General features: G+C 71.2%; 16 protein-coding genes. 6 read left to right on the forward strand and 10 right to left on the reverse strand.

All coding sequences use genetic code 11. From position 1 onward, the window contains the following. From tsaE to ACR2FV_RS15320, 4 genes are all read right to left on the reverse strand, one after another. A partial coding sequence (gene tsaE / locus ACR2FV_RS15305; RefSeq protein ID WP_434016563.1) for a tRNA (adenosine(37)-N6)-threonylcarbamoyltransferase complex ATPase subunit type 1 TsaE occupies window positions 1-398 on the reverse strand: 398 nt, incomplete at its 3' end. Between the two features lie 14 nt (window positions 399-412). Then, the gene (locus ACR2FV_RS15310) at window positions 413-1,414 is read right to left on the reverse strand and encodes an alpha/beta fold hydrolase (RefSeq protein WP_434016564.1); all 1,002 of its coding nucleotides are present in this window, start codon (window positions 1,412-1,414) and stop codon (window positions 413-415) included. A gap of 23 nt (window positions 1,415-1,437) precedes the next feature. Further along, complete coding sequence (gene alr, locus ACR2FV_RS15315; RefSeq protein WP_434016565.1) at window positions 1,438-2,610, reverse strand: alanine racemase; 1,173 nt, start codon at window positions 2,608-2,610, stop codon at window positions 1,438-1,440. Between the two features lie 15 nt (window positions 2,611-2,625). Next, complete coding sequence (locus ACR2FV_RS15320; RefSeq protein ID WP_434016566.1) at window positions 2,626-3,762, reverse strand: 3-isopropylmalate dehydrogenase; 1,137 nt, start codon at window positions 3,760-3,762, stop codon at window positions 2,626-2,628. 78 nt (window positions 3,763-3,840) lie between these two features. On the opposite strand from ACR2FV_RS15320, the gene leuC reads away from it, so the two are divergent. The 3 genes from leuC (at window position 3,841) to leuA (ending at window position 7,937) form a co-directional block, all read left to right on the forward strand. Beyond that, window positions 3,841-5,262 carry a 3-isopropylmalate dehydratase large subunit gene (gene leuC, locus ACR2FV_RS15325; protein WP_434016588.1) on the forward strand — a complete coding sequence of 474 codons (1,422 nt, stop codon included), beginning with the start codon at window positions 3,841-3,843 and terminating at the stop codon, window positions 5,260-5,262. Then, on the forward strand, window positions 5,262-5,864 hold the full coding sequence (gene leuD / locus ACR2FV_RS15330; protein ID WP_434016567.1) for a 3-isopropylmalate dehydratase small subunit: 603 nt from the start codon (window positions 5,262-5,264) through the stop codon (window positions 5,862-5,864). Before leuC ends, leuD begins: the two co-directional genes overlap by 1 nt. 393 nt (window positions 5,865-6,257) lie before the next feature. Then, on the forward strand, window positions 6,258-7,937 hold the full coding sequence (gene leuA, locus ACR2FV_RS15335) for a 2-isopropylmalate synthase (protein WP_434016589.1): 1,680 nt from the start codon (window positions 6,258-6,260) through the stop codon (window positions 7,935-7,937). 17 nt (window positions 7,938-7,954) lie between these two features. On the opposite strand, the gene ACR2FV_RS15340 is transcribed toward leuA, so the two are convergent. Further along, window positions 7,955-9,763: a cell wall-binding repeat-containing protein gene (locus tag ACR2FV_RS15340; RefSeq protein ID WP_434016568.1), complete on the reverse strand. Its 1,809-nt coding sequence runs from the start codon at window positions 9,761-9,763 to the stop codon at window positions 7,955-7,957. A 287-nt stretch (window positions 9,764-10,050) separates the two neighbouring features. Between ACR2FV_RS15340 and ACR2FV_RS15345 the strand changes: the two genes are divergently transcribed. Next, window positions 10,051-10,413 carry a TerC family protein gene (locus ACR2FV_RS15345; protein ID WP_434016569.1) on the forward strand — a complete coding sequence of 121 codons (363 nt, stop codon included), beginning with the start codon at window positions 10,051-10,053 and terminating at the stop codon, window positions 10,411-10,413. A gap of 41 nt (window positions 10,414-10,454) precedes the next feature. Here ACR2FV_RS15345 and ACR2FV_RS15350 read toward each other — a convergent pair whose 3' ends face one another. Genes ACR2FV_RS15350 through glmS form a run of 3 tightly spaced genes read right to left on the reverse strand, consistent with a single transcriptional unit; the run spans window position 10,455 to window position 14,179 of the window. Next, window positions 10,455-11,933 (reverse strand): bifunctional ADP-dependent NAD(P)H-hydrate dehydratase/NAD(P)H-hydrate epimerase, encoded by a 1,479-nt coding sequence (locus ACR2FV_RS15350; protein WP_434016570.1) that lies wholly within the window; start codon window positions 11,931-11,933, stop codon window positions 10,455-10,457. Window positions 11,934-11,940: 7 nt separating this feature from the next. Further along, window positions 11,941-12,291, reverse strand: coding sequence for a holo-ACP synthase (locus ACR2FV_RS15355; protein WP_434016571.1), 351 nt, complete (start codon window positions 12,289-12,291; stop codon window positions 11,941-11,943). Window positions 12,292-12,319: 28 nt separating this feature from the next. Next, the gene (gene glmS, locus ACR2FV_RS15360) at window positions 12,320-14,179 is read right to left on the reverse strand and encodes a glutamine--fructose-6-phosphate transaminase (isomerizing) (protein ID WP_434016572.1); all 1,860 of its coding nucleotides are present in this window, start codon (window positions 14,177-14,179) and stop codon (window positions 12,320-12,322) included. A 49-nt stretch (window positions 14,180-14,228) separates the two neighbouring features. Between glmS and coaA the strand changes: the two genes are divergently transcribed. Beyond that, a complete protein-coding gene (gene coaA, locus ACR2FV_RS15365) occupies window positions 14,229-15,182 on the forward strand; it encodes a type I pantothenate kinase (RefSeq protein ID WP_434016573.1) in 954 nt (317 codons plus the stop codon). A gap of 47 nt (window positions 15,183-15,229) precedes the next feature. Then, a complete protein-coding gene (locus tag ACR2FV_RS15370) occupies window positions 15,230-16,648 on the forward strand; it encodes a class II fumarate hydratase (RefSeq protein ID WP_434016574.1) in 1,419 nt (472 codons plus the stop codon). A 36-nt stretch (window positions 16,649-16,684) separates the two neighbouring features. On the opposite strand, the gene ACR2FV_RS15375 is transcribed toward ACR2FV_RS15370, so the two are convergent. Together ACR2FV_RS15375 and ACR2FV_RS15380 are read right to left on the reverse strand one after the other, a co-directional pair. Then, window positions 16,685-17,494 carry a DUF1206 domain-containing protein gene (locus ACR2FV_RS15375; protein WP_434016575.1) on the reverse strand — a complete coding sequence of 270 codons (810 nt, stop codon included), beginning with the start codon at window positions 17,492-17,494 and terminating at the stop codon, window positions 16,685-16,687. Window positions 17,495-17,543: 49 nt separating this feature from the next. Continuing rightward, on the reverse strand, window positions 17,544-18,506 hold the full coding sequence (locus ACR2FV_RS15380) for a lytic transglycosylase domain-containing protein (RefSeq protein ID WP_434016576.1): 963 nt from the start codon (window positions 18,504-18,506) through the stop codon (window positions 17,544-17,546). Between the last annotated feature and the right edge of the window lie 22 nt (window positions 18,507-18,528).

Here is an 18,528-nt window from a genome sequence, read left to right on the forward strand (position 1 = left end):
TGCAGCCGCACCTCCAGCCGATCGCCGCTGAGCTGCTCCACGAGGCCCTCACCCCACTCCACGACGGTCACCGCTTCGTCCAGGGCCGTGTCCAGGTCGAGATCGTCGAGCTCCGCGCGACCGCCGAGACGATATGCGTCGACGTGGACCAGAGGCGGACCGGCGCTCAATGAGGGGTGTTCGCGCGCGATCACGAAGGTCGGCGAGGTGATCGGCCCGCGCACCCCGAGCCCGTCGGCCAGGCCCTGCGTGAGCGTGGTCTTGCCGGCCCCGAGGTCGCCGGTCAGCAGTACCAGGTCACCGGCGCGGAGCTGCTCACCGAGCAGCCGACCGAAGCGCCGGGTGTCCGCCGCCGTCGGCAGCAGCCACGGCTCGGGTCGGTCCGCAGGCCCGTCCACCGGCCCGGGGGACCTCATCCACCGCCCCCGGGGGTGGGCGCACGGCGGCCCCGCCCAGGGCGCAGGTCGACGACGGTATGCCGGGGCCTGGCTTGCCGGGGAGGGGGTGCGGGGGCCGGGTCAAGACAGCGCTGCGCGAGCCGGGCCAGGTGCTCGGACACGACCTCGGGGTGCTCGAGCATCAGGATGTGGCCCGCCCGCTGCACCATCACGTGCTCGGCCAGCGGTAGCCGCGCGGCGATCCGAGCGCTGTGCTCCGGGGGAGTCAGCACGTCCCGGTCGCCGACGATGACCAGGGCCGGCAGGTCGGCCAGCGTGTCGAGGAGGTCGGCCACGTCGTGCTGCTGCAGCGTGGGCACGAAGCTGGCGACGACCGCGGGGTCGGTGCCGAGGATCATGTCGCGGGTCAGTCGCCGGACGGAACGCGGGACGCGAGAGCCGAAGGACGAGGTCGCGACGGCGACGTCGCTCAACGGGGTGGGATGTCGGCGCAGCCGGTCCACCCACCCCGGGTGCCGAGCCAGCTCGGCCGCGACGTCGGGCCCGGTGCGGGTGACCACTGCGCCGACCCGTTCGCCTAGCCCCCAGCGCACCGCGTCCAGGCCCCCCACACTCGTGCTGACCAGCGCCATCCCCCGCAGCCGCTCCCCCAGATGCTCGCGGCGCCGGCCGGCATACGACATCAGTGCCATCGCCCCCATCGAGTGCCCGCCCAGCAGGACCGGCCCCTGGGGCACGACGGCATCGAGGACCTCGCGCAGGTCCTGCCCCAGCCGCCGGATGGTGTGCGTGGCCGGCTCCCCGATATCCGAGCGGCCGTGTCCGCGCTGGTCCCACCGCACGACCCGGTGACCGGCCTCCTGCAGCACGCTGCGTTGCAACGTCCAGCTGCGAGAGTCCAGGGTGTAGCCGTGGGCCAGGACCACCGTGAGACCGGAGGGGCGGGGCCCGGATGCCGGACCCGGCGGATCGTCGATGTCCACGGCGAGCGCGACGCCGTCGTCGGTCGTGACCACGACATCGGGTCTGCTGACCCGGGTCACTCGCCGGATCCCTCGCCCCCGACGTAGACCCGGGGCACGCGCGGACCGAAGCGCGTCACGATCTCGTAGTTGATCGTCCCGGCGGCCTCCGCCCAGTCCTGCGCGGTTGGCTCACCGCCGGTACCCGGTCCGAAGAGCACGACCTCGTCCCCGCACGCCACCTCGGCGTCGCCGGCGTCGATGACGATCTGGTCCATGCACACCCGCCCCGCAATCGGCCGCTGCGCCCCGCCGAGCCACACCGAGGCCGCGTTGGAGACATGCCGGGGTATGCCGTCGGCGTAGCCCACCGGCACGTCGGCCAGGGTGGTCGGCGCGGTCGTGGTGAAGGTGTGCCCGTAGGACACGCCCTGTCCGGCCGGAACCCGCTTGAGCGTCGCGACCCGGGCCACGGCGGTCATCGCGGGCACGAGGTCGAAGTCGGCGCTGTTTCCCAGGTCGGGCACCGGAGACAGGCCGTAGACGGCGAGACCGGGACGCACCATGTCCCAGGCGGCGTCGGGGGTGGTCAGCGTCGCGGCCGAGTTGGACATGTGCCGCACCTGCAGGGCCAGACCGGCCCGTTCGGCGAGCGCCACGGCGTCGGCGAAGGCCTCCTGCTGGCTGCGCACGCTCGGATGGGTGGGGGCATCGGCATACGCGAAGTGGGTGAACACGCCGACGACCTCGACACTGCCCTCGGCCTGCGCCGCCGCGGCCCGGTCCACGAGGTCGGCGTAGTCGGTGCGACCCCCACCGAGCGCATAGGCGCCGTTGCGAGCCAGACCGGTGTCGACCTTGAGCTGCACCCGGGCGGTGCGACCCGTCGCCGCGGCGGCACGGACCACCTCCGCCAGCCCCCACGGTGCGGAGACCCCCAGGTCGATGTCGGCGGCAACCGCGGGCGCGTAGTCGGCCCCGGGGGCGTGCAGCCAGGTCAGCAGGGGCACCTTCAGGCACGCAGCACGAAGTTGCAGGGCCTCCCCCAGCTGCGCGGTGCCGAGCCAGTCGGCGCCCCCGGCGACGGCGGCTCGCGCCACCGGCACCAGGCCGTGCCCGCAGGCGTCCGCCTTGACCACGGCCATCAGCGCCGCCGAGCCCGCCCGGGCTCGGAGGACCCCGACGTTGTGCCGGATCGCCGCAAGGTCGATGCGCGCGTAGGCCGGGTGGATCGTCGGGTCGAAGTCCATGCCTGCCACCTGCTCTTAGTCGGTCCGGGCCAGCTCGGCACGCACAGCGGCCAGCTGCGGCATCAGCGACGCAGGGTCTGACTGGTCCTGGGGCGCGGATGTCAGCCGGTCGGCGATCTGCTCGCCGAGCTCGGCGGTGCGGGCACCCATCGCCTCACCTGCCAACGCCGGCAGCTGCGCCAGCACGGCCGCCGTCGCCGCCTCCACCGCCGCCGCGGCCTGCCCCTCCCCCAAGGTGGACAGACACAGCGCGAGCGAGAGCACCGCACCGGCGGGGTTGGCCCAACCCCGGCCGGCGATATCGGGCGCGGAGCCGTGGATCGGCTCGAACATGCTCGGCGCGCTGCCGTCGAGGTTGAGGTTGCCGCTGGCCGCGACGCCGAGGCCGCCCTGCACCACGGCACCGAGGTCGGTGACGATGTCGCCGAACAGGTTGTCGGTGACGACCACGTCGAAACGCTCCGGGCTGACCGGCAGGTGCATGCACATGGCGTCGACGTGCACGTAGTCGGTCTCCACCTCGGGGTAGTCGGCTCCGACCGACTCCATCGCTTCGAGCCACAGCGCACCGGCCTGCACCAGCACGTTGGTCTTGTGGCACAGCGTCACCTTGCCGCGCCGCTGCCGGGCCAGCCGGAAGGCGAAGTCCACGGCCCGCTGGGCGGCATACCAGGTGGTGATCGACTCCTGGGTCGCGACGGCATACGGCGTGCCGCGGTGCACGGTGCTGCCCGTGCCGACGTAGGCGCCCTCGGTGTTCTCTCGCACGATCACCAGGTCGCAGCGCTCTGGCGTCAGCCCTGCGATGGGCGTCGGCACTCCCGGGTAGAGCCGCACCGGGCGCAGGTTGATCGCCTGGCGCATCGAGCCGCGCAGGGCCAGGATGATGCCGCGCTCCATGATGCCGGGGGTGACCTTCTGGCTGCCGATCGCGCCGAACAGGATCGCGTCGTGCTGGCGCAGCGTGCCGGTCGTCTCGTCGGTGAGCAGCTCGCCGGTGGCCAGATAGTGCTCCGCGCCGACCGGGACCTGCGTGCGCTCGGTGGTGAACCCGAACCGCTGCTCCGCGACGTCCAGCACCTGCAGCGCCGCGGAGGTGACCTCGGGTCCGACCCCGTCACCGGGGATCACCGCCAACCGGTGGGTGCTCATCCGTACCTGCTCCTTGACCTTGCGTCCGCCGCTGGGGATTAAAGTGTGGCCCACATGGTCGCAGGTCTGGAGAGGTCGATGGGCAACACCCTGGCGGAGAAGGTATGGCACAGCCACGTCGTGCGGCAGGTCGAGGGGGAGCCCGACCTGCTCTACATCGACCTGCATCTCGTGCACGAGGTGACCAGCCCGCAGGCCTTCGAGGGGCTGCGGGCGGCTGGGCGCACCGTGCGCCGCCCGGACCTGACCGTGGCGACCGAGGACCACAACGTGCCCACCACGCTCGGCCCGGTGCTCGACGTGGTCAGCCGCACCCAGCTGGAGGCGCTGCAGACCAACTGCGCGGAGCACGGCATCGTGCACCACGAGCGTGGCCGACTCGGACAGGGCATCGTGCACGTCATCGGTCCGGAGCTGGGCCTGACCCAGCCGGGCATGACGATCGTCTGTGGTGACTCGCACACCTCGACGCACGGGGCGTTCGGCGCCCTGGCGCTGGGCATCGGCACCAGCGAGGTCGAGCACGTGTTGGCCACGCAGACGCTACCGCTGCGCCCGTTCCGCACCATGGCGATCACCGTCGAGGGCCAGCTGGCGCCCGGGGTCTCCCCCAAGGACATCATCCTGGCGGTGATCAACCGGATCGGCACGGGCGGGGGTCAGGGCTACGTGCTGGAGTATCGCGGCAGCGCCATCCGCGCTCTGTCGATGGAGGGGCGGATGACGATCTGCAACATGTCGATCGAGGCCGGGGCACGCGCGGGCATGGTCGCGCCCGACGAGACGACGTTCGACTACCTGCAGGGGCGCCCGCACGCTCCCCAGGGTGCCGACTGGGACGCCGCGCTCCAGGCATGGCGCGAGCTGCGCACCGACGACGACGCGACCTTCGACGCCGAGGTCGTGCTCGACGCCGCCGAGCTCACCCCCTATGTCACCTGGGGGACCAACCCCGGGCAGTCGGTGCCGCTGAGTGGCGCCGTGCCCGATCCCGACGACTTGGGAGACGAGGGCGACAAGGGCGCCGCGCAGCGGGCACTGGACTACATGGACCTGGCTCCCGGCACGCCGATGCGCGAGATCGCGGTCGACGCGGTCTTTCTCGGCTCGTGCACCAACGGCCGGATCGAGGACCTACGGATCTCCGCCGGGGTGCTGCGCGACCGGCGGATCGCCGAGGGGTTGCGGATGCTGGTCGTCCCGGGCTCGCACGCCGTGCGCCTGCAGGCCGAGGCGGAGGGGCTGGACCGGGTATTCCTCGACGCGGGCGCCGAGTGGCGGCTGGCCGGCTGCTCGATGTGTCTGGGCATGAACCCCGACCAGCTCGCGCCGATGGAGCGCTGCGCGTCGACCTCCAACCGCAACTTCGAGGGCCGTCAGGGTGCGCGCGGCAGGACCCACCTGGTCTCTCCCGAGGTGGCAGCGGCGACCGCCGTGCGGGGCACGCTGTCCAGCCCGGTCGACCTGGAGCCTGCACTCGAGCCGGCGGGGACGCGCTGATGGAGCCGTTCACCACGCACACCGGGGTCGGCGTGCCGCTGCGTCGCAGCAACGTCGACACCGACCAGATCATCCCCGCCTCCTACCTCAAGCGGGTCAGCCGCACCGGCTTCGAGGACGGCCTGTTCGCGCGGTGGCGCGAGGACTCCTCCTTCGTGCTCAACGACGAGGTGTATGCGGCGGGCTCGGTGCTGGTCGCCGGTCCCGACTTCGGCACCGGCTCCTCCCGGGAGCACGCGGTGTGGGCGCTGATGCAGTACGGCTTCCGGGCCGTGATCGCCTCCCGCTTCGGCGACATCTTCCGCGGCAACTCCGGCAAGGCGGGGCTGCTGTGCGCACAGGTGGGTCAGGACGACGTCGAGCTGATCTGGAAGTACCTGGACAACGAGCCGGGAGCGAGCGTGAACGTCGACCTGGAGCGACGTCTGGTCGTGGCCGGCGACATCGTCGCGCCGCTGGAGATCGACGACTACACCCGGTGGCGCCTGCTGAACGGTCTGGACGACATCTCGCTGACCCTGGCCCACGAAGAGACCATCACCGCCTTCGAGACGCAGCGCCCGGCATACAAGCCCGTCGTCACGGCGCAGACCGGCGGCTGACCGCCTGAGCACCTGCCTGACACCCGGGCGAGCAGCCGAGAGGGGGGGCCCGACCCTCGCACTCGGCCATCACACAAACCATCACCTTCCGCGCAGACCATCGCGCTGTAGCGCGATGTCGAGGACGTTGGCCGATGGTGTGGGTGGGCAGTGATGGTCTGGGTGAACGGCGATGCCGGTTGGTCACCGCTCCGTCCCCCAGCCGAGTTGACGCTGCGTCAGGTCGATGGGTTACGCTGCAACCGATGACTACCTCGCGTCTGCTCCTCGGCTGCCGCAGCGAGACCTCCTAGGTCCGGCCCTCGCTGCGGAGTCTGCGCTGTCCCGGACGCATACCCCACACAGCGAGGAAGCACCGTGACCGCCCAGCGCAACCCCCAACAGCCCAGCGGTATGCCGTTCGGCCGCTACACCGCATACCCCCCCATCGACCTGCCCGACCGCACCTGGCCGGAACGCACGATAACCAAGGCTCCGCGCTGGTGCGCCGTCGACCTGCGCGACGGCAACCAGGCCCTCATCGACCCGATGACCCCGGACCGCAAGCGGCGCATGTTCGAGCTGCTGGTGCGGATGGGCTACAAGGAGATCGAGGTCGGCTTCCCCTCGGCCAGCCAGACCGACTTCGACTTCGTGCGGATGCTCATCGAGGCGGACCTGATCCCCGACGACGTGGTGATCCAGGTGCTGACCCAGGCCCGCGAGCACCTGATCCAGCGCACCTACGAGTCCATCGAGGGCGCCGACCAGGCGATCATGCACCTCTACAACTCCACCTCCACCCTGCAGCGGCGCGTGGTCTTCGACACCGACATGGACGGCATCGTCGACATCGCCACCCAGGGCGCGCGGCTGTGCAAGAAGTTCGAGGAGGAAATCACGACACCGGCAGGGACTCAGGTCTTTTATGAGTACTCCCCCGAGTCCTACACCGGCACCGAGCTCGACTTCGCGCTGCGCGTCTGCAACAAAGTCAACGAGATCCTGGAGCCCACCCCCGAACGGCCGGTCATCGTCAACCTGCCGGCCACGGTGGAGATGGCCACCCCCAACGTGTATGCCGACTCGATCGAGTGGATGAGCCGGCACCTGGAGCACCGCGACGACGTCGTGCTGTCCCTGCACCCGCACAACGACCGCGGCACCGCCGTCGCGGCGGCCGAGCTGGGCTACCTGGCCGGCGCGGACCGCATCGAAGGGTGCCTGTTCGGCAACGGCGAGCGCACCGGCAACGTCTGCCTGGTCACCCTGGGGATGAACCTGTTCGGCCAGGGCATCGACCCCCAGATCGACTTCTCCGACATCGATGAGATCCGGCGCACCGTCGAGCACTGCAACCAGCTGCCGGTGCCCGAGCGCCACCCGTACGGCGGCGACCTGGTCTTCACCGCCTTCTCCGGGTCGCACCAGGATGCGATCAAGAAGGGGCTGGAGGCCCTGGAGCGGGACGCCTCGGTCGCCGGGGTCCCAGTTGATGACCACCCCTGGGCGGTGCCCTACCTGCCGATCGATCCCAAGGACCTCGGACGGTCCTACGAGGCCGTCATCCGGGTCAACAGCCAGTCCGGCAAGGGCGGGGTGGCCTACATCATGCGCACCGAGCACAAGCTGGACCTGCCCCGCCGGCTGCAGATCGAGTTCAGCCGGGTGGTCCAGGAGCACACCGACGGCGAGGGCGGGGAGATGTCCCCGGCCGCGATCTGGGCCGCCTTCGAGGCTGAGTACCTGGTGCCGGTCGAGCCAGTGCTGCTGCGCTCGGTCGACACGCACACCGCACCCGACGGCACGGATGAGCTCACCGCGACCGTGCTGACCGAGGGCGCGGAGCAGGTCGTGACCGGATCGGGCAACGGGCCGATCGCGGCCTTCGTCCGGGCCCTGGCGACACTGGGGCACGATGTGCGCGTGCTGGACTACGCCGAGCACGCACTGTCCTCGGGCGACGACGCCGTGGCCGCCGCCTACGTCGAGTGCGCGATCGACGGTGAGGTCCGCTGGGGCGTGGCGATCGACCCCAACATCGTGACCGCGTCGTTGCGGGCCGTCACCAGCGCGCTGAACCGTAGTCGCTGAGGCCGGCTGCGCGCCCCTCACTGCACGACGGAGCGGCGGTAGGCCGCGCGGGCCTGGTCCCACTCACGCTGAGTGATGTCCGCCTCGATGTCCGCCGGGCCCTTGTCCCGGGCGAAGTAGATGGCTCCCGTCACCCTGAGGTCGGCCAGCCGTGGTCGCAAGTTGCTCAGGAACCTCGCGACGTTGGCGTCCCCGAAGCGGGTGTCCTTGGCGAACTCGGCAAAGATGATCGGCTGACCGGCATACCAACTGCGCCCGCGCAGCCACTGCAGCTTCGGTTGCGCCATCTGCTCGAAGGTTGTCGAAGCCGGGCGGTGCTTGAAAACGTAGGGGTCGAGGGCGACGACGTCCGGGCGGTTGATTCCAGTGCCAATGGCGTCGATCTTCGCGGTGTCGAAATAGCCGTACCAGTACAGGAACTTCACCTTGGGCGCACCGGCCTTCACGCGACTCTGGAACCGGTTGTAGGCACGGATGTACTGCGCCACGGTGGTGCCTTTAGCCAACTGGCCCTGGTTCAGCTTCACCTCGAACTCGTGCTCGAAGGTGAACCAGACCTCGGCGTCGAGCTTGGCCAGATCCGCGACCCAGGAGTCGATCCACTTGTCGGCGGCCCCGGAGCCGATCTGCTCCATGGTCCACGGGCCCTTCCGGGAGGTGACGGTGAGCACGGGGATGGTGCCACGACTGATGCGAGACCGTTCGTAGTCGAAGTTGATGCGGCCACCGCCTCGCCCTTGGGCTTGGTAGTAGGTCGAGGCCAGATCGGGGTAGGCCCCGAAGTTCGCCTTGAACCGTTCATCCGGCGATTCGTTGGCCGACCCCAGATAGCCACCCAGCATCGGGCGGCAGTTCTCTGATACCGCCGCATACCTGGCCAAGGACCGGAGCACGGCAGAGGAGACGACCTTCGAGCCGCCGAGGACCGAGATGGCCTCGGGTCGTTGATGTTCCAGGGCTCCTCGGGTCCCGGCCGCCAGGCCCGACCTGGGGGTCAGGATCATCGGCGCACCCCGGCGTCCGGCCAGGGCTGCGCCCACGAGAGCGTCGGGAAAGAGCTGGCCCGAGGCCACGTAGCTGCGCTCCGCACCACGGGGGAACTGCTTGGCGATCGCCTCGGCCGTGGCATAGCGGTCCGCGCCGGCCAACCGGCTCCAGCGCCCCGAGGTCGAGTAGGCCGCCGCCTGCTTGGCCACGGCAGAGGAGATCACACCTGAGCCGCCGAGGACCACCACCTCGCGCGCCGCCAGCTTGCGCAGCAGGGCGACGGTGGCCGCATCCAGCCGATCCCGAGGGGTCAGCAGTAGCGGGACCTCCAGGTCTCCCGCCAGCGCGGAGCCGGCCAGCGCGTCCGGGAAGTCCTCACCACTGGCCAGAAACACCTTGGACTGTCCGGGCGAGTACTTGCCCGCCACCGCCGCCGAGGTCGCGTACCGGTTCGACCCCGAGACCCGTTCGACCGGCCGACTGGCGTACCGACCCAGCTGCCTGGCCACATTGGTGGACACCGCTGCGGTGCCGCCGACGACGACGATCCGGTCGGGGCGCAGCCTGCGCAGCGCCTGGGCGGTCTGCGCCGGGACGGAGTCTCGTCTGGTCAGCAGAACCGGAGCATTGACATCCGCGGCCCGCCCCGAGGCCGACACGGCGTCGGGATACGTCTGTCCGCTGACGACGAAGGCAACCGCCTGGCCGCCGGGCCATTCCTGAGAAACGCCCGCCGAGGTCGCGTAGCGGTCGGTGCCGGACACCCGGGTCACCGCCGGGCCACCGTTGCACGGATCTGCCGTGGGCACCGTGACCGCCTGGGTGGGCTCCGGCGCCACGACGGCTGTCGCAGGCAGTGAGCCGGTGATCAAAAGCGCAGTACAGACACCGATGATGGTGCGGATAAGAACCACGAGACCCCCTGGAAGACGAATTTCCTTGCTCTTTCATGGTGCGGCACCTCTGCGCACGCTGGACGCAATGCGGGACAACCCCGAACACAGAATTTATGCGTCGGGAAGGGGCATGACCGAGCCTTGACCATTTGTTGGTGCGCACCCTCGCCCACTCGGGAAGTGATCACGTTTAGACGTCATTACGGCCTACACGCATCTCCCGGGGTGCGGTGCCGCAGCTGGTGCTGCTCTTCGGGATCGCCGGAGCGGTCGTGCTGCGCGTCATCCTCATCGCGCTCGGCGCGCAGCTGCTCTCGTCTTCGACTGGGATGTTCCTGGTCTTCGGCGCGATCCTGGTCGCGACCGCCGTCGGCGTGCTGCGGGACGCCCCCCAGGGTGGACACGCGATCGATGTGCACGAGCCGCCTATTGTGCGGCTGGCCAAGCGGTACTGGCCGGTCACCGACGACTACCGCGGCAATCGCCACCCATGCCTTCGCCCTGCTCGGCCTGCACTGGGGCATCGTGACGGCCTCCCGTCTGCGGGCCGACCGCCGCGGGGCCCGGCGGGCAGCAGCTCAGACGGGTCGTGAGGCACAAACCTCTGGCAAACGTTGGAGAGGGGGCAACACCCCTAGCAAACGGTGAGGAGGTGGGCGATTGTCCCGGGTATGGCGTGGGAGACGGCCGTGGCACGCACCGGTCCCCCCGGGTTGGCCCGATGGGCCGCCGCGCCGTGCACGAGGGCAGCCAGCGACCCCGCCGTGCCGGGCTCCAGCCCGGCGGCGAGCAGGGTGCCGGCCAGACCCGCAAGCACGTCACCTGCCCCGGCCGTCGCCAGCCAGAACGGCGCGTCGGCCTGCACGCGCACCGGTGCATCGGCGTCCGGTTCGACCACCACCGTGGTCGAACCCTTGAGCAACAAGGTCCCGCCGGTCAGGGCCGTAGCTCGCCGCGCCGTCCCCACGGGGTCCGCCACCACCGCCGCGCGATCCACCGGCTGCCCGGGGTCCAGCCGGGACAGCAGCCGCGCCAGCTCACCGGCGTGGGGGGTGAGCAGCGTCGGTCCCCGCCGCCGGCCCTGGATCAGCTCGAGGGCCCCGGCGTCCACCACACAGGGCTGCGGGGACTCCAGGGCCGCACGGATCGCCCGCACCTGCGCCTGCCCGCCCTCGCTGTCGTCGCCGGCATCCACTCCCGGTCCCAGCACCCAGGCCTGCACCCGCCCGCTGCCCGGCACCACCTCGGGGGCCGCGTGCAGCACGTATTCGCTGGCCACGGGCGGTCCGACGTAGCGCACCATGCCCACCCCGGCCTGGGCCGCGGCCCCGGTGCAGAGCACGGCCGCCCCGGGGTAGGCATCACCTCCGGCCACCACCCCGACGACCCCGCGGGAGTACTTGTCGCCCCCGGGCCCAGGCACCGGCCACAGGCCGGCGACGTCACGGGGCTCCAGGCGCTGCACGGCAGGGACCCCGGACATCCGCAAGCCGATGTCCACCATGCTCAGCCGGCCCACGGCCGGCAGCGTGGCGGGCAGCAGGTGCACCGGCTTGGGCACCCCGAAGGTCACGGTCTCGTCGGCGAACACCGCCGCACCGAGCCCCTCGAGCCCGGCCGGGTCGGCGCCGCTGGGCAGGTCGACCGCGATGACGTATGCCGTGCGCGGCACGGCCTCGGCGAGCGCCGCCATGGCTGCGCGCAGACCGGCGCGTCCACCGATGCCGAGCAGACCGTCCAGCACGAGGTCGGCCTCGTCCAGCAACGTCCGCACCTGCTCGGGCAGGGTGTCGGAGTCCCCCTCGATCCGGTGGACGGGCACGCCGGCCACCCGCGCCGCAGCCGCACCACCCCGATGGGTGGTCTCGGTCACCGTGACGACGCTGACCCGCAGTCGCTTGGCGAGCTGCGCGGCGGCATACAGCGCGTCGCCGCCGTTGTTGCCGCCACCGACCAGGGCGACCAGGCTGCGGGCCTCTCGGGAGCGCGCCCGGCGACGGACCACGTCGGCCAGGCCGGCGGCGGCACGCTGCATCAGCTCGCCCTCCGGGAGATCGGCCATCAGCTCGGACTCCGCATCCCGCACCTGCTGCACGGTCCAGGCCTCGATCATGATCCGCTCACCCCTCGGCGATGACGACGGCCGAGGCGATCCCGGCGTCGTGGGACAAGGACAGGTGGAAGGCGCGCACGCCCAGGGCATCGGCGCGGGCCTGCACCGTGCCACTGACCTGCAGCACCGGCCGACCGCTGTCCTCGCGGACCACGGTGGCATCGGCCCAGCGAAGTCCGACCGGGGCACCGAGACATTTGGCCAGGGCCTCCTTGGCCGCGAACCGTGCGGCCAGGGACTGCGGACCGAGCTGCTGCTCGGACTCGGTGAAGAGTCGCTCCACCAACCGGGGGGTCCGCTCCAGCCGGTCGGTGAACCGGGCGATGTCCACGACGTCGATCCCGACCCCGACGATCATCGGCGCCCCGTCGGCCCACCCGCACCGCTCACTCGACGGTGACCGACTTCGCGAGGTTGCGCGGCTGGTCCACGTCCAACCCCTTGGCGCTGGACAGGTGCAGCGCGAAGACCTGCAGGGGCACGACGGTGAGCAGCGGCGCGAGCAGCGGTGAGGTCCGGGGGACCCGGATCACCTCGTCGGCGAAGGGCACGACGTCCTCGTCACCCTCCTCGGCGATGACCAGGGTGCGGGCGCCCCGGGCGCGGATCTCCTGGATGTTGGAGACGACCTTGCCGTGCAGACCGTGCTCGGAGTGCGGTGAGGGCACCACGATGAAGACCGGCTGGCCCGGCTCGATCAGCGCGATCGGGCCGTGCTTGAGCTCGCCGGCGGCGAAGCCCTCGGCGTGGATGTAGGCCAGCTCCTTCAGCTTGAGCGCGCCCTCCATCGCGATCGGATAGCCGACGTGCCGGCCGAGGAAGAGCACCGAGCGGGTGGCGGACATGAAGTAGGCGATCTCGGTGACCCGCTGCATACCGTCCAGTACCTGCTGGATCTTCTCCGGTATGCCGTGCAGCTCGGTGAGCACCTCGGCCGCCACCCTGCGGTAGTCGCCCCCCTGCAGCTGGGCCAGATAGAGCCCGAGGACGTAGCTCGCGGTGATCTGGGCCAGGAACGCCTTGGTGGAGGCGACGGCGATCTCGGGTCCGGCGTGGGTGTAGAGGACGGCGTCGGACTCCCGCGGGATCGTCGAGCCGTGCGTGTTGCAGATCGAGACGGTGCGCGCGCCCAGCTCGATCGCGTGCCGCACCGCCATCAGCGTGTCCATGGTCTCCCCGGACTGGGAGATCGAGACGACCAGGGTGTGCCGGTCGATCACGGGGTCGCGGTAGCGGAACTCGTGGGCGAGCTCCACCTCCACCGGGATCCGGGTCCACCGCTCGATGGCGTACTTGGCGACCGTCCCGGCATACGCAGCCGTGCCGCAGGCGACGATCACGATCTTGGTGATCTCCCGCAGCTCGTCCTCGCTGATGCTCATCTCGTCGAGCACCAGCGCTCCGTGCTCGTCGGTGCGGCCCAGCAGCGTGTCGCGGACGGCGTGCGGCTGCTCGTGGATCTCCTTCTCCATGAAGGTCTCGAAGCCACCCTTCTCTGCGGCGGCGGCGTCCCAGGTCACCTCATAGGCCTTGCCGTCGCTGGGGGTGCCGTCGAAGTCGATCACCGAGCAGGTGTCGGCGGTGATCGTGACGATCTGGTCCTGACCGAGCTCCAGGGCGTGCCGGGTGTAGCCGATGAAGGCCGCGACGTCGGAGCCCAGGAAGTTCTCCCCCTCCCCGAGCCCGACGACCAGCGGTGAGCTGCGCCGGGCGCCGACCACGGTGTCCGGCGCCTCGGCGTGGACGGCGAGCAGCGTGAAGGCCCCGAGCAGCCGGGCGACCACCTCCTGCATGGCCGACGTCAGGTCACCGGTGCGGGCGAATGCCCGGTCGAGCAGGTGCGCGACGACCTCGGTGTCGGTCTCGGAGCTGAACTCGGCGCCCTCGTCGAGCAGCTCGCCCCGCAGTGAGTGGAAGTTCTCGATGATGCCGTTGTGCACCAGGGCCAGTCCGCTGTCGGTGCCGCCGCGGTGCGGGTGGGCGTTGGCGTCGGTCGGTCCGCCGTGCGTGGCCCACCGGGTGTGCCCGATGGCGGTCGCGGTCGACGGCGGCGGGACGTCGGCCAGCGCGGTGCGCAGGTTGGTCAGCTTGCCGGCCCGTTTGGTGGTGCGCACGACCCCCTCGGCCACCACCGCCACCCCGGCGGAGTCGTAGCCGCGGTACTCCAGCCGACCCAGCCCCTCCATCACGACACACAGCGCCCGCTCCGATGCCTCCGGGCCGACGTAACCCACGATTCCGCACATGTCGGTCACCTTAACCGCCACAGTCGTCACACAGGGCACAATGTGCGCCATGCCGTCCGAGCGTCCCAGGCTACCCTCCGCCTACGTCGAGCTCGATCGAGCCGCGTGGGCGAGGCTGCGCGACCAGACGCCGATGCATCTGGACGCCACCGACGTGGAGCGGCTGCAGGGCCTGGGTGACCGCTTGGACCTCGCCGAGGTGGAGCAGGTCTACCTTCCGCTGTCCCGGCTGCTGTCCTTCTACGAGGGGGCGACAGAGGGGCTGCACCAGGTCACCAGCGACTTCCTCGGCGAGCGCCGCGGGCGCACGCCCTTCGTCATCGGTGTGGCCGGGTCGGTGGCGGTCGGCAAGTCGACGACTGCCCGCATCCTGAAGGAGGTGATCTCCCGCTGGGAGTCAGCCCCCGAGGTCGAGCTCGTCACCACCGACGGCTTCCTGCTGCCCAACCACATCCTCGCCGAGCGCAACCTGATGGCCCGCAAGGGATTCCCGGAGTCTTTCGACCGACGGGCGCTGCAGCGCTTCGTCGCCGAGGTCAAGGCAGGCAAGGCCGAGGTGCGTGCCCCGGTCTACTCCCATCTCACCTACGACATCGTGCCGGGCGAGGAGACGGTCGTGCGGCGCCCGGACGTGCTCATCGTGGAGGGCCTCAACGTGCTGCAGCCCCCGCGCCGGCATCACGACGGGCGCACCGGGACCGCGGTCAGCGACTTCTTCGACTTCTCGGTGTATGTCGACGCCCCGGTGAGCGACATCAAGGCGTGGTACGTCCAGCGGTTCCTGCGGCTGCGCGAGACCGCGTTCACCCAGCCGGGGTCCTACTTCCAGCGCTACGCCAGTCTGTCCGACGAGGCGGCCCTGGACATCGCCGACAACCTCTGGGAGGCGATCAACGCCCCCAACCTGCGCGACAACATCCTGCCCACCCGCGGGCGGGCCACCCTGGTGCTGTCCAAGGGCGCCAACCACTCGGTCCGCCGGATCCGGCTGCGACGGCTCTGAGAGACCCAGGGGTGCGGCCGCGCGCCGAGCGGACCAGACTGGAGCGTATGCAGCGCTCACCCAGCCAGGACCAGCAGACCCGCACCGAGCACGACAGCATGGGCGACATCGAGGTGCCGGCCGACGCGCTCTACGGCGCGCAGACCGCCCGGGCAGTGCGCAACTTCCCGATCTCGGGGCAGCCGGTGCCGACGCCGATCGTGCACGCGCTGGCTCGGATCAAGCAGGCCGCGGCGCACGTCAACGCCGACCTCGGCGTCCTGGAGCAACCGGTCGCCGACGCGATCGGCGACGCCGCGCAGGAGGTCGCCCTCGGGCAGCACGACGAGCACTTCCCGGTCGACGCCTACCAGACCGGCTCGGGCACCTCGACCAACATGAACGTCAACGAGGTCATCGCCCGACTGGCCGCCCAGCGCAGTGGCCTGCAGGTGCACCCCAACGACCACGTCAATGCCGGGCAGTCCAGCAACGACACCTTCCCCACCGCGCTGCGCCTGGTCGCCGTGGAGCACTCCCGTACCGTCCTGGACCCGGGGCTGGCCACGCTTCAGGAGACACTGGAGGCCAAGGCGAGCGAGCTCGCCGACGTGGTCAAGGCCGGCCGGACGCACCTGATGGATGCGGTGCCGGTGACGCTGGGCCAGGAGCTGACCGGCTACGCCCAGCAGATCCGGCTGGGCCGCGAGCGCCTGGCCCAGGCGGTGCACGGTGCCGCCGAGCTCCCGCTGGGCGGCACCGCGGCCGGCACCGGCCTCAACGCCCACCCGGACTTCGCCCCGCGCGTCATCGCCGCACTGGCGCAGACGCTCGACCTGGAGCTGCGCGAGGCCGCCGACCACTTCGAGGCACAGTCCACGCAGGACGCCCTGGTCGCGCTGTCCGGGGCCACCCGGGTGCTGGCGGTCTCGCTGACCAAGATCTGCAACGACCTGCGCTGGATGGGCTCCGGCCCCCGCGCGGGGCTCGGCGAGATCCGGTTGCCCGACCTGCAGCCGGGCTCCAGCATCATGCCCGGCAAGGTCAACCCGGTCCTACCCGAGGCCACCTTGATGGTCTGCGCCCGGGTCATCGGCAACGACACCACGATGACGGTGGCCGGCGCCTCCGGTGCCTTCGAGCTCAACGTCATGCTGCCGGTGATGGGGCTGGCGCTGGTCGAGTCCATCGACCTGCTCGGCCACAGCTCGAGGGTGCTCGCCGAGGGGGCCGTGGCGGGCCTGGAGGCCGACGTCGAGCGCTGCGCGGAGCTGGCGGGCAGCTCCAGCTCGATCGTCACACCCCTCAACGGGTGGATCGGCTACGAGGCGGCCGCGGCGGTGGCCAAGGATGCGCTGAGCACGCGCCGCACGATCCGCGAGGTGGTGCTCGACCGGGGGCACGTCGAGCGCGGGGACCTCACTGAGGCGCAGCTCGACGAGGCGCTCGACCTGCTCGGCATGGCCCGCCCGCACGAGCAGGACTGATCCTGCCCGTGCGGGGCGTAGCGGCCGCGGGACCGCTCAGAGGTCGGCGTGCTTGGCGCGCGCGAAGGAGTACAGCCCGTACCCCAGGAAGCCCACGGCTATGGCCAGCAGCACCGCCATGCCGCCGGTGTTGCCGGCCAGCGTCTTGAGGGCACCGTCCATCCCCGTGGCCTGCTCCGGGTCGCGGGTCAGGGCGGCCAGTGCAAACAGCACGCCGATGGCCCCGAGGGCGATCCCCTTGCCGATGTAGCCGACCATGCCGGCGACGATCACCGCCTTGCCCAGATCGCCGCTCTCGTTGCCCTTGAGGTCGTCCAGGAAGCCCTTGGTCGCGCCCTTGTAGACGTGGTAGCAGCCCACCACGAGCACCCCGAGCCCGATGGCGAAGACCAGCGCCTGCCCCGCCGGCGCCTGCATCAACGTGCGGGTGAAGTCGCTGGTCTTGCCCCCGCCGCTGGAACCCCCACCGGTGGCGAACTTGTATGTCGTGAAGGCCAGCACGGCGTAGGTGACGCCCTTGCCCAGCTCCTTGGCTCGATCCGCCCAACCGGAATTGCCCTCCTCGTGCGGGCCGACGGCGCCCTGCAGCAGCTGCCACAGCGCGAGCCCGGCATACCCGACAGCGCCGATCCACAGCAGCACCTGGCCGAACGGCGCCTGGCTGATCTGCGACAAGGCCCCGGAGGAGCTGGCCTGACCACCGCCCGAGCCGATCGCGATCTGCACCAGGATCCCCGCGATCACCAGGTGCAGCAGGCCGTTCATGGCGTAGCCGGCCCGTGCCGCCTTCTCGAGCGCGGGATGGTCGCCGACCTGCTCGGCCTTCTGCTCCGCCCGTGAAGTCATGGGGCCAGTCTCGGCGCCGACCGTGCACCCCGCAACAGCAGCCTGTGGCTCAGTACCAGTTGTTGGCCTGCGAGTGCGACCAGGCGCTGCACGGCGAGCCGTAGCGGCCGCTGATGTAGCCCAGGCCCCAGCGGATCTGGGTCGCCGGGTTGCTGCGCCAGTCGGAGCCCGCGCTGGCCATCTTGCTGCCGGGCAGGGACTGGGGGATGCCGTAGGCGCCGGATGAGGCGTTCTCGGCGTAGGTGTTCCAGCCGCTCTCCTTGGACCACAGCGACTCAAGGCAGCCGAACTGGTCGCTGCTCCAGCCATAGCTGCCCAACATCGAGCGCGCGATCGAGCGCGGGTCGCCTGACGGCGCGGGGGCCGGCTCGGGCTCCGGCTCCGGCTCGGGCTCGGGCTCCGGCTCGGGCTCCGGCTCGGGCTCTGGCACTGGCTCTGGGGCGGGCGCGGCGGCGCGCTCCTGCGACCGGGAGGCCGCCTCCTGCTCGGCGGCACGCTCGGCAGCAGCCTCCTGCGCGGCGGCCTCTTCCGCAGCCTCCTGCGCGGCGGCCTCTTCCGCCTCCCGCTCCGCGGCCTGGCGCTGCGCCGCGATCTCCGCGGAGCGCTGGTGCGCCGCGGTCACGGCCAGCGACGCCGACCGCTGCGAGGTGTCCAGCGCTGCGATGCCGTCGAAGGTGCGACCGACCTGTGACCAGCCCAGGGCGCTGCGCTGCTGCTGCATGCTCTCCTGCACGGAGGTCACCGCACTGTCCGTCAGACCCGGCACCGCAGCGTTCAGGCTGGCCTGTGCCTGGTTGGCCTCGGAGTCCAGTCCCGCAGCGCTGCCGGAGCTGGTGGCGACGTAGCCGGCCACACCGACGGTGGCCACCGCGATGGCGGTGGTCAGCCATGTCGCCGGGTGTGCCAGCGGGCCGACGCTGCGCGTGCGGCGGTGCCGGACAGAGCTGGACTCGGGCAGATCGGGCGTAACGTGCTCAGGCGTGCGGGCATCGGACAGGGGCTTGTGCGTCATCAGACCTCCAGGGAGACGCCCG

The sequence above is a fragment of the Ornithinimicrobium sp. genome (assembly GCF_051004135.1).
Taxonomy (GTDB): Bacteria; Actinomycetota; Actinomycetes; order Actinomycetales; family Dermatophilaceae; genus Ornithinicoccus.

Excerpts from the sequence above, each read along its gene's own strand:
- alr (WP_434016565.1), bottom strand. The coding sequence starts at position 2,610 with ATGGACTTCGACCCGACGATCCACCCGGCCTACGCGCGCATCGACCTT.
- ACR2FV_RS15320 (WP_434016566.1), bottom strand. The coding sequence starts at position 3,762 with ATGAGCACCCACCGGTTGGCGGTGATCCCCGGTGACGGGGTCGGACCC.
- leuC (WP_434016588.1), top strand. The coding sequence starts at position 3,841 with ATGGGCAACACCCTGGCGGAGAAGGTATGGCACAGCCACGTCGTGCGG.
- leuD (WP_434016567.1), top strand. The coding sequence starts at position 5,262 with ATGGAGCCGTTCACCACGCACACCGGGGTCGGCGTGCCGCTGCGTCGC.
- leuA (WP_434016589.1), top strand. The coding sequence starts at position 6,258 with ATGCCGTTCGGCCGCTACACCGCATACCCCCCCATCGACCTGCCCGAC.
- ACR2FV_RS15350 (WP_434016570.1), bottom strand. The coding sequence starts at position 11,933 with ATGATCGAGGCCTGGACCGTGCAGCAGGTGCGGGATGCGGAGTCCGAG.
- ACR2FV_RS15355 (WP_434016571.1), bottom strand. The coding sequence starts at position 12,291 with ATGATCGTCGGGGTCGGGATCGACGTCGTGGACATCGCCCGGTTCACC.
- glmS (WP_434016572.1), bottom strand. The coding sequence starts at position 14,179 with ATGTGCGGAATCGTGGGTTACGTCGGCCCGGAGGCATCGGAGCGGGCG.
- coaA (WP_434016573.1), top strand. The coding sequence starts at position 14,229 with ATGCCGTCCGAGCGTCCCAGGCTACCCTCCGCCTACGTCGAGCTCGAT.
- ACR2FV_RS15370 (WP_434016574.1), top strand. The coding sequence starts at position 15,230 with ATGCAGCGCTCACCCAGCCAGGACCAGCAGACCCGCACCGAGCACGAC.
- ACR2FV_RS15375 (WP_434016575.1), bottom strand. The coding sequence starts at position 17,494 with ATGACTTCACGGGCGGAGCAGAAGGCCGAGCAGGTCGGCGACCATCCC.
- ACR2FV_RS15380 (WP_434016576.1), bottom strand. The coding sequence starts at position 18,506 with ATGACGCACAAGCCCCTGTCCGATGCCCGCACGCCTGAGCACGTTACG.